The 12,462-nt window shown below is 69.9% G+C and carries 11 protein-coding genes; 8 read left to right on the top strand and 3 right to left on the bottom strand.

Going from position 1 to position 12,462, the window contains the following annotated elements; translation table 11 throughout:
* Positions 1 to 136: 136 nt before the first annotated feature.
* On the top strand, positions 137 to 2,299 hold the full coding sequence (locus QE389_RS10390; protein ID WP_307366997.1) for a primosomal protein N': 2,163 nt from the start codon (positions 137 to 139) through the stop codon (positions 2,297 to 2,299).
* Between the two features lie 16 nt (positions 2,300 to 2,315).
* Here QE389_RS10390 and QE389_RS10395 read toward each other — a convergent pair whose 3' ends face one another.
* Positions 2,316 to 2,723 carry a Tat pathway signal protein gene (locus tag QE389_RS10395; protein WP_307366998.1) on the bottom strand — a complete coding sequence of 136 codons (408 nt, stop codon included), beginning with the start codon at positions 2,721 to 2,723 and terminating at the stop codon, positions 2,316 to 2,318.
* Between the two features lie 147 nt (positions 2,724 to 2,870).
* Between QE389_RS10395 and ahcY the strand changes: the two genes are divergently transcribed.
* On the top strand, positions 2,871 to 4,262 hold the full coding sequence (ahcY, locus tag QE389_RS10400) for an adenosylhomocysteinase (RefSeq protein ID WP_307367000.1): 1,392 nt from the start codon (positions 2,871 to 2,873) through the stop codon (positions 4,260 to 4,262).
* A gap of 42 nt (positions 4,263 to 4,304) precedes the next feature.
* Entirely contained in the window at positions 4,305 to 5,513 is a 1,209-nt protein-coding gene (locus QE389_RS10405; protein WP_307367001.1) for an NAD(P)/FAD-dependent oxidoreductase, read from the top strand.
* Positions 5,514 to 5,533: 20 nt separating this feature from the next.
* Here the strand turns inward: QE389_RS10405 and QE389_RS10410 are convergent, their stop codons facing one another.
* Positions 5,534 to 7,243, bottom strand: coding sequence for a hypothetical protein (locus QE389_RS10410; protein ID WP_307367003.1), 1,710 nt, complete (start codon positions 7,241 to 7,243; stop codon positions 5,534 to 5,536).
* Between the two features lie 250 nt (positions 7,244 to 7,493).
* Between QE389_RS10410 and QE389_RS10415 the strand changes: the two genes are divergently transcribed.
* The 5 genes from QE389_RS10415 (at position 7,494) to QE389_RS10435 (ending at position 11,028) form a co-directional block, all read left to right on the top strand.
* A complete protein-coding gene (locus tag QE389_RS10415) occupies positions 7,494 to 8,198 on the top strand; it encodes a response regulator transcription factor (protein ID WP_307367004.1) in 705 nt (234 codons plus the stop codon).
* Positions 8,167 to 9,810 carry a stimulus-sensing domain-containing protein gene (locus QE389_RS10420; protein WP_307367006.1) on the top strand — a complete coding sequence of 548 codons (1,644 nt, stop codon included), beginning with the start codon at positions 8,167 to 8,169 and terminating at the stop codon, positions 9,808 to 9,810. Before QE389_RS10415 ends, QE389_RS10420 begins: the two co-directional genes overlap by 32 nt.
* Positions 9,807 to 10,235: an HPr kinase/phosphorylase gene (locus QE389_RS10425; protein ID WP_307367008.1), complete on the top strand. Its 429-nt coding sequence runs from the start codon at positions 9,807 to 9,809 to the stop codon at positions 10,233 to 10,235. Before QE389_RS10420 ends, QE389_RS10425 begins: the two co-directional genes overlap by 4 nt.
* 119 nt (positions 10,236 to 10,354) lie before the next feature.
* Positions 10,355 to 10,759 carry a PTS sugar transporter subunit IIA gene (locus QE389_RS10430; protein ID WP_307367010.1) on the top strand — a complete coding sequence of 135 codons (405 nt, stop codon included), beginning with the start codon at positions 10,355 to 10,357 and terminating at the stop codon, positions 10,757 to 10,759.
* Positions 10,756 to 11,028, top strand: a complete 273-nt coding sequence (locus QE389_RS10435) for an HPr family phosphocarrier protein (protein ID WP_307367012.1) — start codon at positions 10,756 to 10,758, stop codon at positions 11,026 to 11,028. The genes QE389_RS10430 and QE389_RS10435 overlap by 4 nt, the downstream gene beginning before the upstream one ends.
* 115 nt (positions 11,029 to 11,143) lie before the next feature.
* Here QE389_RS10435 and QE389_RS10440 read toward each other — a convergent pair whose 3' ends face one another.
* Complete coding sequence (locus tag QE389_RS10440; RefSeq protein WP_307367014.1) at positions 11,144 to 12,262, bottom strand: phytase; 1,119 nt, start codon at positions 12,260 to 12,262, stop codon at positions 11,144 to 11,146.
* Positions 12,263 to 12,462: the final 200 nt, after the last annotated feature.

Consider the following 12,462-nt stretch of genomic DNA (forward strand, 5'->3'; position numbering starts at 1 on the left):
AGCGGTGGAAGGGGCGGAACCGAGTTCGGCTCTTCGCCGCTTCGGCTCGGTTCAGGCTGGCCGCCGTCGATGCGGCGTCCGCCCCCTCCACCACGCTGCGCGCGGTCCCCCTCCCCCGCGTTGCGGGGGAGGATTTATGAAAGTCGCTTCGGTCCTCATTCCCCTGCCGGTGCAGGAAGCCTTCGACTACGAGGCGCCCGAGGCGCTGATCCTGGCGCGTGGCGATCAGGTGGCGGTGCCGCTGGGGCCGCGCCTGATGCGGGGCGTGGTGTCGGAGGTGTTCGAGACGACCGGATCGAACCGGCGGCTGAAGGCGGTGGACAGTCGGCTGGACGATCCGCCCCTGCCGGCGGGCGTCATGGATTTCGTCGAATGGGCCGGGCGCTGGACTCTTTCGGCGCCAGGCGAGATGGCGGCCACGGCGCTGAAGGGCTTGCGCGCGCCGCGTCCCCGGCCCGAACGCCGGGTGCGGCGCGTGGGCGAGCGGGTTCCGGCGCGCGTGACCCCGGCGCGGACGGGCGTGTTGGAGGCCCTGGGCGAGCGCGCCATGTCGGCGGCCGATCTGGCGCGGGCGACGGGCGTGTCGTCGGGCGTGGTCAAGGGGCTGATCGACGAAGGCGTGCTGGAGATCATCGAGATCGCCGCCGAGGCGGCGTTCGACCGGCCCGATCCCGACCATGCGCCCGCGTCGCTGAACGGCGACCAGGCGGCGTCGGCGGCGGCCATGGCGGAGGGCGTGGCGGGCGGCGGCTTCCGTCCCTTCCTGCTGGACGGGGTGACGGGGTCGGGCAAGACCGAGGCCTATCTGGAGGCCGTCGCGCGGGTGCTGCGGGCCGATCCGGCGGCGCAAATCCTGATCCTGCTGCCTGAGATCGCCCTGACCCAGGCGCTGATCGATCGGATCACGGCCCGGTTCGGCGCAGCCCCGGCCGAATGGCATTCCGGCGTCGCCCCGCCGCGCCGCCGTCAGGTGTGGGAGGCGGTGGTCGCCGGGCGCTGCAACATCGTGGTCGGGGCGCGGTCGGCCCTGTTCCTGCCCTTCGTCAACCTGCGCCTGATCGTGGTGGACGAGGAGCATGACGGCTCGTTCAAACAGGAAGAGGGGCTGGTCTATCACGGCCGCGACCTGGCGGTGGCGCGGGCGCGGATCGAGGGAGCGGCGGTGGTCCTGGCCTCGGCCACGCCGTCGCTGGAGACGCTGTGGAACGCGCAGAACGGCCGCTACGACTGGCTGAAACTGGGGGCGCGGCACGGGGCGGCGGTGCTGCCCGACATCGATCTGATCGACCTGCGCGCCGCGCCGCCCGATCCCCAGACCTGGCTGTCGCAACCGCTGCGGCTGGCCATCGGCGAGACCCTGATGCGGGGCGAGCAGACCCTGTTGTTCCTGAACCGGCGCGGCTATGCGCCCGTCGTCCTGTGCCGCGCCTGCGGCCATCGACTGACGGCGCCGGACACCGACAGCTGGCTGGTCGAGCATCGCTATACCGGGCGGCTGGTCTGTCACCTGACCGGCTTCTCGATGACGCGGCCCAAGCTGTGCCCGTCGTGCGGCGCGGAGGACAGTCTGGTCTCGGTCGGGCCGGGGGTCGAGCGGGTCGAGGAAGAGGTGCGCCAACTGTTCCCCGAGGCGCGCACCGCAGTCTTCAGCTCCGACACCGCGCCCGACGCCCGTTCGGCGCGCGCGCTGATCCAGCGCATGACCGACGGCGAGATCGACATTCTGGTGGCGACCCAGGCCGCGGCCAAGGGCCACAACTTCCCGCGCCTGACGCTGGTGGGCGTGGTGGACGCCGATCTGGGCCTGCGCGGCGGCGACCTGCGGGCGGCGGAACGCACCTATCAACTGCTGGCCCAGGCGACGGGGCGGGCGGGGCGGGCGGATCGGCCGGGGCGGGCCCTGCTTCAGACCTGGACGCCCGAACATCCGGTGCTGATGGCCCTGGCGGCGGGCGACCGCGACGCCTTCGTAGAGGCCGAGATGGCCGAGCGCGAGGCGGCGTCCCTGCCGCCCTATGGCCGACTGGCGGCGATCATCCTGTCCAGCGAGAACGCGCAGGCGGTGGAGAAGACCGCCGCCGACCTGGCCAAGGCCATTCCCAACGCCGAACGGCTGGAGGTTTATGGCCCGGCCGACGCGCCGCTGGCCCTGGTGCGCGGACGTCGGCGCAAGCGGCTGCTGGTGCGGGCCGACCGCGACGTCGATATCCAGGCCTTTCTTCGCGCCTGGCTTCAACGGGTGAAGACGCCGGCGTCCGTCCGGTTGACGGTGGACGTGGACCCCTACTCGTTCCTGTAGAGACGGCCTGGGCGGATCAGACCGCCAGGACGGCGCCCAGCAGGAAGCGGGCGCCGGGTCGGCCCAGGGCGGTGTTCGTCGCGGCCTGAAGCAGGGCGGCCAGCCGGTCCACATCGGGCGGCATGCCGGGTCGCAGGCCGTTGGCGAAGGTCTGGGCGGCGGTGGCGTAAGCCGCGCGCAGGCGCGGGACCGACTGCAGCACCCGCGCCCGCAGGGCGGCGTCGGGCGTGTCCAGCCCCGTCTCGATCGACAGCACGCCGCGCAGGCCGTCGGCGCGCAGGATCGAGGCGGTCACGATGGGCAGGCGCTGATAGGTGGCGACCGGCGCGGCCCCGCCCTCGCTGGAGGCCGAGGCCGGACGGGCGACGGACAGGGTGGCGGCGGTCGCCGTGACGGCGAGGCCGAGAAGGGCGCGGCGTTCCATGCCGGACGCTGTAGCCGTCGAGATTTAAGGAACGCCTTACGCGCCGATGACACAGCATCGTATAAGGATATCTTTATACGATCATTGCCCCCCGGCTTCGCTCAGGCTATGAGGCCGTCAAATCTTTCGTTCGGCCGGAGCCCGATCATGACCGACTACATCGTCCGCGACATTTCCCTGGCCGACTGGGGCAACAAGGAAATCGCCATCGCCGAAACCGAAATGCCGGGCCTGATGGCGCTGCGCGACGAGTTCGGCGACGCCAAGCCGCTGAAGGGCGCCCGCATCGCCGGTTCGCTGCACATGACCATCCAGACGGCGGTGCTGATCCAGACGCTGGAAGCCCTTGGCGCCGAGGTGCGCTGGGCGTCCTGCAACATCTTCTCGACCCAGGATCACGCCGCCGCCGCCATCGCCGCCGCCGGCACCCCGGTCTTCGCCACCAAGGGCGAGACGCTGGAGGAATACTGGGACTACGCCCACAAGATCTTCGAATGGGCCGACGGCGGCTATCCCAACCTGATCCTCGACGACGGCGGCGACGCGACCCTGCTGTGCGTGCTGGGCCCCAAGGCCGAGAAGGACATTTCGGTCCTGTCGAACCCGCAGAACGAGGAAGAAGAAGCCCTGTTCGCGGTGATGAAGCGCTACATCGCCGAGAAGCCCGGCTTCTATTCGGCCATCCGCGACGCCATCGGCGGCGTGTCGGAAGAGACGACCACGGGCGTCCACCGCCTGTACCAGATGGCCGAAAAGGGCGAGCTGCCCTTCCCCGCCATCAACGTCAACGACAGCGTGACCAAGTCCAAGTTCGACAATCTGTACGGCTGCCGCGAGAGCCTGGTGGACGCCATCCGTCGCGGCACCGACGTCATGCTGTCGGGCAAGGTGGCGGTGGTCTGCGGTTACGGCGACGTGGGCAAGGGTTCAGCCGCGTCTCTGCGTCAGGGCGGCGCCCGCGTCATCGTGACCGAGATCGACCCGATCTGCGCGCTGCAGGCCGCCATGGAAGGCTATGAGGTCCAGACCCTGGACGACGCCGCCGACCGCGCCGACATCTATGTCACGACGACGGGCAACAAGGACGTCATCACGGTCGATCACATGCGCCGGATGAAGAACAACGCCATCGTCTGCAACATCGGCCACTTCGACTCGGAAATTCAGGTCGCGGGCCTGAAGAACTTCAAGTGGGACGAGATCAAGCCCCAGGTCCACCATGTGGAGTTCCCGGACGGCAAGAAGATCATCCTGCTGTCGGAAGGCCGTCTGGTGAACCTGGGCAACGCCACGGGCCACCCGTCCTTCGTGATGTCGGCCTCCTTCACCAATCAGACGCTGGCGCAGATCGAGCTGTGGACCAACGCCTCGGCCTATGAGAACAAGGTCTATACCCTGCCCAAGCACCTGGACGAGAAGGTCGCCTTCCTGCACCTGGCCAAGCTGGGCGCCAAGCTGACCACCCTGACCCAGGCCCAGGCGGACTATATCAATGTGCCGGTCGAAGGCCCCTTCAAGGCGGACCACTACCGTTACTAAGCGGCTCTCCCCGAGGCCGGCCCCTCCGTCGGAGGGGCTGCGATGACGGGGACGTCCTTCGACGTCCTCGTCATCGGCGCCGGGGCGGCGGGGATGATGGCGGCCCTGGAGGCGGGCCGACGCGGCCGGCGGGTTCTGGTCGTGGATCACGCCGACCGGCCGGGCGAGAAGATCCGCATTTCCGGCGGCGGACGCTGCAACTTCACCAATCTGGGCTGCGGGCCGGCGAACTTCCTGGGCGAGAATTCCCGGTTCGCCACCTCGGCCCTGCGCCGCTTCACCCAGCACGACTTCGTCAAACGCATCGATAAGGCGGGCATCGCCTGGCAAGAGAAGACGCTGGGCCAGCTGTTCTGCGACGGCAGCGCCAAGCAGATCGTGCGTATGCTGACCGACGACATGGCGGCCGCGGGCGTGACCTTGACGATGAAGACCGGCGTGACCCGTCTGGCCCGCGGCGCCGACGGCTTCATAGTCAATCTGACCGACGGCTCCCAGGTCGCGGCGGCGTCGCTGGTCGTAGCGACCGGCGGCAAGTCGATTCCCAAGATGGGGGCGACGGGCTGGGCCTATGAGGTCGCGCGCCAGTTCGACATCCGCGTCACCGAGACGCGGCCGGCCCTGGTCCCCCTGACGTTCGAGGCGGGCCTGCTGGAAACGCTGAAGCCGCTGGCGGGGGTGGCTGTGGAGGCGCGCATATCCACGGCCTCAAGCCGCCCGAAGGGCGGCAGGCCCGCTTTCAATGAAGCGATGCTGTTCACCCATCGGGGGCTCAGCGGCCCGGCCATCCTGCAGATCAGCTCCTACTGGCGCGAGGGTGAGGCCATCGTCGCCTGCATGGCGCCGGGGCGCGACGTGTTCGAGGAGCTGCGCGCCGCCAAGGCCGCCAACGGCCGACAGGCCGTGCACACGGCCCTGGGCCATATCGTGCCGCGCCGCCTGGCCGAAAGCCTGTGCGAACGCGAGGGCGCCTCGGGAAACCTGGCCGACGCTCCCGACAAGCTGCTGCGTCGGCTGGATCAGGCGGTCAACGGCTGGACGGTCAAGCCCGTCGGGTCGGAGGGCTATCGCACCGCCGAAGTGACCCTGGGCGGCGTCGACACGGCGGCGCTGGACCAGCAGACGATGCAGGCCAAAAGCGTGCCCGACCTGTTCTTCGTCGGCGAGGCGGTGGATGTGACCGGCTGGCTGGGCGGCTATAATTTTCAGTGGGCCTGGTCTTCCGGCTGGGCCGCCGGACAGGTCTGCTAAGGGTGGCGTTCAGGTCGGGGTCAGGCGGCCAGGCCGGCGGCCTGCATCAGCCCCTTCAGCGGGGCGATCTCTTCCGGGGCGGCGGCCAGGGCGGCGCGGGTCTGGGGCGCCCGCAACAGTCGGATGGCCTCGGTTCGGGCGCGGTCTGCGGCGGGACCTGACGGCGCGGTCTGGCCCGTCGCCAGTTTCAAGAGGGCCGTCAGCTTCTGCGGCGCGCCGGCCGAGGCGCGGGCGATCTGGGCGACCAGGCCGGCTTCGGCCTCCACCGTCCCGCCGACCGCCCCGATGACGCCCAGGATTTCGGCCGTGTCGCGCTCGGCCAGAGCGGCGGCCCGCACCGAACGTTGCAGTCTGGCCAGGGCCGTCAGCTTCTGCGGCGCGGCGGCGACGCTCTGGCGCATCTCGGTCTCGAACCGCAGCGCCCCGATGCAGGCCGACAGCCAACGGGCGGCGGCGCGCTTGTTGGCGGCCCCGGTGACGTTCTCGCACAGCCGGGTCAATTGCTCGGCCTCGGCCAGGACGGTCGGACAGTCCTTGACGTAGGCGGCGACGAAATCGGCGGTGATCAGGCTCTTGGAGCGTTGGACGAAGGCGTCCTGAACCTCTTCCAGGCTCAACAGACGACCGGCGGCGGCGGTCAGGGCCATGGCCAGAACGCGCAGGATCTCGATCTCGCCCACAGCGTCGTTGGGCCGCAGACGCCGCGAACTGGTCAGCTCGCGAACCACCATCCGCGCCAGCGACGAGCCCAGAAGCGGAAACTCCCCTGCCGCCAGATGCCGCCCCAGCCGCGCGGCCGCGCCCTCGACCGGCGGTGTCAGCAACCCCGTGCGCGGGTCTGCGCGGATCAGTTGATCGACCTCGCCCGGGGCGGCCATGCGGACCACCGCCGCCAGGGTCGCGCCCTGGTCCAGCGCCGGGCCCAGCAGTTCGGTCAGATTTCGCCTCACGGCCAGCATTTCGGCGGCGATCTGTTCGACCGCGACGACCACAAGCGCGCGCGGCGGCCCCTCGGCCGGGGCGGCGTCGACCAGGTCCATCAGGGCGTCCAGCCGGGCGCGGGCGCCGCGACGGTCCTTCAGGGCGCGGGCGACGACGCCGCCCATGACGAAGGCGCGGTCCGCCGCGCCGGTCAGGCGGGCGGCGACGTCGGCGATCGGCGCATCGGCCAGGCTGGGGAAACGCCCCTCCCGCCCCGCCTTCACCAGACGGGCGACGGTCGCTTCCGACAGGCGCAGATAATGGCGCACGGTGGCGTGCAGATCGAGGCCCAGGGCCTGGCTTTCGGGCACCGAGACTTTCTGCACCGCATGCTGAAGCTCCACCCCCGAGGCGTCCAGCTGCTCGGCCAGGTCGGGGCGGTGCAGCAGTTCGAAAGCGGTCACGTCCTGTCGCTTCAGCCATTCCTCCAGAACCCGACCGATCGTGACGCGGGCGTGCGGCGAATAGAGTTCGACCGGCTGGCTGCAGGCGGGCGAAGGGGCGGATTCGGGCCCCGCGCGACGTTTGGGCTCTGGCGCGCCCAGGTTCAGGATGGTGACGCTGCTGAACTCCAGCGTGTCGGGGTCCAGGGTCTCCTTGGTCACGCGGACGGCGGCGGCCTGGCGGGCCTTCATCTGCTCTTCGGCCGCCTCCAACGCCTGTTTACGATCCTCGGTGGCGATCAGCAACGACCAGGCCGACGGCGCGGTCTTGCGCACGAACACTTCGTAATGAACGGGACCGGCCATGACGCAGTGCTAACCGCCAAGGCTTAAGGCCGGGTTTTCGACGCGCGGCCTTGCGCTCCGGAATCGTCTGCGTTGACACGGTCGGGCGCGGCGCCCATCTCGAAACAGGGTCGAGGCGGGTTTTGGCGCCTCATCGGGTCTGCGCGCGCTTCAATGTGGATTGAATCGGCCCTAATGTGACCGTGATCGAACGGTTACGCTTGGCGTGCGTTGACGCTGGCGGGAACGCGAAGTTCAGGAGAAGACACCCTTGGCCAACATCACCCTGGTCGACGACGACGAAAACATCGTGGCGTCCGTCTCGCTGGCCCTGGAAAGCCACGGCCACAAGATCACGGCCTATCACGACGGGGCCTCGGGGCTCGCCGCCCTGGAATCGACGCCGCCCGATCTGGCCATTCTGGACGTCAAGATGCCGCGCATGGACGGGATGGAGGTGCTGCGTCGGCTGCGTCAGACCTCGCAGATCCCGGTCATCATGCTGACGTCCAAGGACGAGGAGATCGACGAGATTCTGGGTTTCAACCTGGGGGCCGACGACTACATCCACAAACCCTTCAGCCAGCGCCTGCTGATCGAGCGGGTGAAGGCCCTGCTGCGTCGCACGGGCGCCGACGGGATCGAGGCCGAGCCCTCGGCCGAGGTGTCGGGCAAGGCGATCAAGCGCGGCAAGCTGTCGATGGACCCGGCGCGCCACGAATCCACCTGGGACGGCAAGCCGGTGAAGCTGACCGTCACCGAATTCCTGCTGCTCCAGGCCCTGGCCCAGCGCCCCGGCTTCGTGAAGAGCCGCGACAATCTGATGGACGCCGCCTACGACGATCAGGTCTATGTCGACGACCGCACCATCGACAGCCACGTCAAGCGGATGCGCAAGAAGTTCCGCGCCGTGGACCCCGAGTTCGACGCGATCGAGACCCTGTATGGCGTCGGCTACCGCTACCGCGAGAGCTGATCCCGCCGCGCCGCGCGAGGGGAAGGTCCGGCCCGGCCGACGTCCGCTGATCCGTTTTGGCGGGTCGCGGCTGGGCGGCTTCATCCTGGCGCTGAACCTGCTCAGTCTGTTGATCCTGTTCGGCGGCGCCCTGGCGCTTAACGAATGGAATCGCGGTCTGGTCCAGGCGCGCCAGGAATCGCTGAAGGCCCAGGCCGAGCTGTTGGGCAATGTGCTGGGCCAGCTCAGCATCACCAAGGGCGAACCGACGCCGGAACTGGACGTGCAGGAGGCCGCCCGGTGGCTGCGCGACAACTTCGTGCCGGCCGGTCAGCGGGTGCGGCTATACGACATCAACGGCCTGCCGCTGATCGACAGCTATCAGGTGACGGAGAACATTCCGGGCCAGCCCCTGCCGCCCGCCCATCCGGCGGGCACGCCGCCGCCGTCGGACCTGAAGGACCGGATCGCCCGCAACGTCCACCAGAAGGACGCCGCCGACCGCGAAGTGACCGCCGAGGTCGAACGCGCCCTGGCCGGAGAGCCCCAGACCACCGTGCGCCGCAACGAATCCGGCGACCGGGTCGTGTCCGTTTCCATCCCCATCCGCCATGTCCGCCAGGTCCTGGGCGTGATGACGCTGGAGGCGGGCAACGTCGATCAGATCCTGAGCGCCCAGCGCCGCGCCCTTGTGCCCTTCGCCCTGGTGGCCCTTGCGGTGAACCTTTTGGCGTCTCTGTTGCTGCATCTGTTCGTGGCGCGTCCCATCATGCGTCTGTCGGCGGCGGCGGATCAGGTGAAGCTGCAACGCGCGCGCGCCATCTCCCTGCCCGATCTGGAGGATCGCCGCGACGAGATCGGTGACTTGGCCCGGTCGCTGGAATCCATGACCGACACCCTGTCCACGCGGATGGACGCCATCGAACGGTTCGCCGCCGACGTCTCGCACGAGATCAAGAACCCCCTGACCTCGATCCGCTCGGCGCTGGAGACCCTGCCCCTGGTCAAGACCGACGCCCAGCGCGAGACGCTGACCGGCCTGTTGCAGCAGGACGTGCGGCGGCTGGACCGGCTGATCACCGACATCTCCAACGCCTCGCGCCTGGACGCCGAACTGTCGCGCGATCGCCCGCGTCCGATCGAACTGAACCAGCTGCTGGCCGACATCGTCGGCGTCTATGACACCACGGCCAAGCCCGGCGACATTCCCGTGCGGCTGACCGCGCCGGCCGAGGCCCTGCAGGTCATGGGGCGCGACGGGCCCTTGGGTCAGGTGTTCCGCAACCTGATCGACAACGCCCGCTCCTTCAGCCCGCCGGGCGGCGAGGTGCGCGTGGAGCTGGACCGGGGCGAGAGCGACCGGCCGATCCGCGTGCGGGTCGAGGACGACGGCCCCGGCGTTCCGCCCGACAATCTGGAGACGGTGTTCGAGCGGTTCTACACCTCGCGGCCCAAGGGGGCGGCCTTCGGCTCCAACTCGGGCCTGGGCCTGTCCATCGTGCGCCAGATCGTCGAGGCCCACGGCGGGCGCGTCTGGGCCGAGAACCGGACCCGGGACGGCCGGATCGTCGGCGCCCTGTTCGAGATCAATCTGCCCGCCTTCGATCCTGTCCTGCCCGGTCGGCGGCCGTGACGGCCCGGTCGCCCATCCACGCCACCGCCGTCGCCCTGCGATGCCGGGGCGCCTGGAAGGCGGTGCTGATCCTGGGCCGATCCGGCGCGGGCAAGAGCGACCTGGCCCTGCGGCTGATCGACAGGGGCTGGCGTCTGATCAGCGACGACTACACGCGCGTCTGGGCCTCGGGCGGCGCCCTCCATGCCGCAGCGCCCGAGACCATCGCCGGGCGGATCGAGGCGCGGGGGGTGGGAATCGTGACCGCCCCGACCTGGCCCGTGGCCCGCGTGGTGCTGGCGGTCGAGGCGGAACAGACGCCGTCCGAGCGGCTGCCCGAACCCGTAACCCGGCGGATAGACGGGGTGGCAGTCCCCCTGCTGACCCTGGACCTCGGACGGGGCTCGACCGTCGCCAAGGTCGCAGCCGCGTTGCAGACGCTTTGAAACCGGACGCGACGGGTCTATGACACGCCCCTTGCGGTCCAGGGCGGGCGGCGACCGGGGCTTGCGGCCGGCGCGCGGCCGTCGGGCGCGGTTCGGGGCGGGATGCGAGTGAAGTCCTTATGATCGGTCTGGTCATCGTCACCCACGGCGGGCTGGCGTCTGAGTTTCTTTCGGCGATGGAGCATGTGGTCGGCCCGCAGCGCGGGGTCGCGGCCATCTGCATCGGGCCGGACGACGACATGGAGCGCCGCCGCCGCGACATCGTCGATGCGGCGGCGGCCGTGGACGACGGCGACGGCGTCATCCTGCTGACCGACATGTTCGGCGGCACCCCGTCCAACCTGGCCATTTCGGTGATGGAGCAGACCCGCGCCGAGGTCATCGCGGGCCTGAACCTGCCCATGCTGATCAAACTGGCCAGCGTGCGCGGGCGCGAGACGCTGGAAGCCTGCGTCGCCCACGCCCAGGACGCCGGGCGCAAATACATCTCGGTCGCCTCGTGGGTGCTCGCGGGCGAAAAATGACCGTCAGCGCCACCCTGAACATCTGCAACACGCGCGGCCTGCACGCCCGCGCCTCGGCCAAGTTCGTCAAACTGGCCTCCGGCTTCGACAGCGAAATCCACGTCACCCGCGACGGGGTGACGGTGGACGCCCGCTCGATCATGGGCCTGTTGATGCTGGGCGCCGGCATCGGCTGCACCATCGACGTCACGGCCGAGGGCGAGGACGCCGAAGAGGCGATGGCCGCCCTGACCGACCTGGTCGCGCGCAAGTTCGACGAGGATCAGTGACGGCCCGCCGTCACCCTCGCGCCTGACCCGAGGGCCGGACTGCAGGCCGCCTTGCGCCAAGAGTGGCCCACGGCCCGATCCGCATCCGATCCCCGGGTCGAGAGGATGACGAGCCTTACAGCCCCAGCGCCCGGCGGATGTCGCGCCAGTCGACGTATTTGAAGTTCTGGCCGCCGCCGTCGTTGACGTCGTCCTGGATGACCACGACGCCCTCGGGGAAGGGGCCGACCACGCCGCCGGCCGCCGCCAGGCCGTCGGCGCCGGTGACGCCGTCGACCGTCCCGTCCTTGACCACAAACCGGCCCTTGTACTGGGGAGCGCCGGCGTCGATGCGCCAGACGGGGAAGGCGGAATCGCCCTGGCTGGAGGCGATCAGATAGCGGCCCGAGGCGTCGGTTATGGTGGTCAGGCCCTCGGCGTCGGCGACCAGAATGTCCTTGGCTATGGGCTGGATCAGGGTGCGGGCCGCGCCCGAGGCCGGGTCCAGATCATAGCGCCACAGGCCGACGTTCTCCTCGTTGACGAACAGGGCGCCCGAAGCCTCGTCGGCGGCGCAGCCTTCGGAGATGGAGCCGATCTCGGCCCGGCGCACCTCGCGGGCCGTGGGTTGGCCGGCGGCGTCGACCCCCAGGACATATTGTCGCAGCTCGCCTTCGTGGCCCACCAGAACCGCGTGGACCTGATCGCCGCGCCGGGCGAAGCAGAAGCCATACGGTTCCACCACGTCGGTGCGGATCGAGCCCCAGGACTGGACGGCGTTGTCGGCCGAGGTCGCGGCGGGATCGAAACGATAGAGGGCGACGCCCACCCTGCCCGGCGTGCGGTCGCTGGCGCCCAGGACGACCTGCGGCCGGCCGCCGATCGACAGGCCCTCGACCACGTCCACATTGTTCAGCAGACCTTCGGGCAGGAACTGCAGGACCCGCCCGTCCAGCCCATAGATATAGAGACCCGCCTTCTTGTCAGTGCCGGCGACAAAGCCCGGCGTGGCCACGCCTTTCACCCGGACCGGGCGCGCCGAGGCCCACACGGCGGGGTCGTCCGCGGCGTCCTGGCCGGGCTGTCCGACCGGCGGCGTCTCCAACAAGGCGTGGACCACGGCGCCGCGCCCCACCACCCCGTCGCCCTCGCCCTGGAAATCGACCTCGTGCGTGGCGCAGGCGCCGAGCAGGGTCAGGGCGGCGACGGCCGAGACTCGGGCCAGGGCGCGGACGGGAACGGGAACGGGGCGCATGACAATCTCCGGATGATCCGTCCCGTCTCTCGGGAAGGGGCCGTGCCGGGTCAACGGCATTGGCGTGACGGTTTGATCGACGTTCGGTGAAAAACACGACGGGTCGGGACGGAATGTCGTCCTTCGTTCGAAAAACCGCGAAATCCGTGTCGTCAAACCGTCGTTTTCGCGTCGTCGCGGGTGGCTAAGCGGCGCGTCGC

The organism is Brevundimonas sp. SORGH_AS_0993, from assembly GCF_030818545.1.
Lineage (GTDB): Bacteria > Pseudomonadota > Alphaproteobacteria > Caulobacterales > Caulobacteraceae > Brevundimonas.

Excerpts from the sequence above, each read along its gene's own strand:
- QE389_RS10390 (WP_307366997.1), top strand. The coding sequence starts at position 137 with ATGAAAGTCGCTTCGGTCCTCATTCCCCTGCCGGTGCAGGAAGCCTTC.
- QE389_RS10395 (WP_307366998.1), bottom strand. The coding sequence starts at position 2,723 with ATGGAACGCCGCGCCCTTCTCGGCCTCGCCGTCACGGCGACCGCCGCC.
- ahcY (WP_307367000.1), top strand. The coding sequence starts at position 2,871 with ATGACCGACTACATCGTCCGCGACATTTCCCTGGCCGACTGGGGCAAC.
- QE389_RS10405 (WP_307367001.1), top strand. The coding sequence starts at position 4,305 with ATGACGGGGACGTCCTTCGACGTCCTCGTCATCGGCGCCGGGGCGGCG.
- QE389_RS10410 (WP_307367003.1), bottom strand. The coding sequence starts at position 7,243 with ATGGCCGGTCCCGTTCATTACGAAGTGTTCGTGCGCAAGACCGCGCCG.
- QE389_RS10420 (WP_307367006.1), top strand. The coding sequence starts at position 8,167 with ATGGCGTCGGCTACCGCTACCGCGAGAGCTGATCCCGCCGCGCCGCGC.
- QE389_RS10430 (WP_307367010.1), top strand. The coding sequence starts at position 10,355 with ATGATCGGTCTGGTCATCGTCACCCACGGCGGGCTGGCGTCTGAGTTT.
- QE389_RS10435 (WP_307367012.1), top strand. The coding sequence starts at position 10,756 with ATGACCGTCAGCGCCACCCTGAACATCTGCAACACGCGCGGCCTGCAC.
- QE389_RS10440 (WP_307367014.1), bottom strand. The coding sequence starts at position 12,262 with ATGCGCCCCGTTCCCGTTCCCGTCCGCGCCCTGGCCCGAGTCTCGGCC.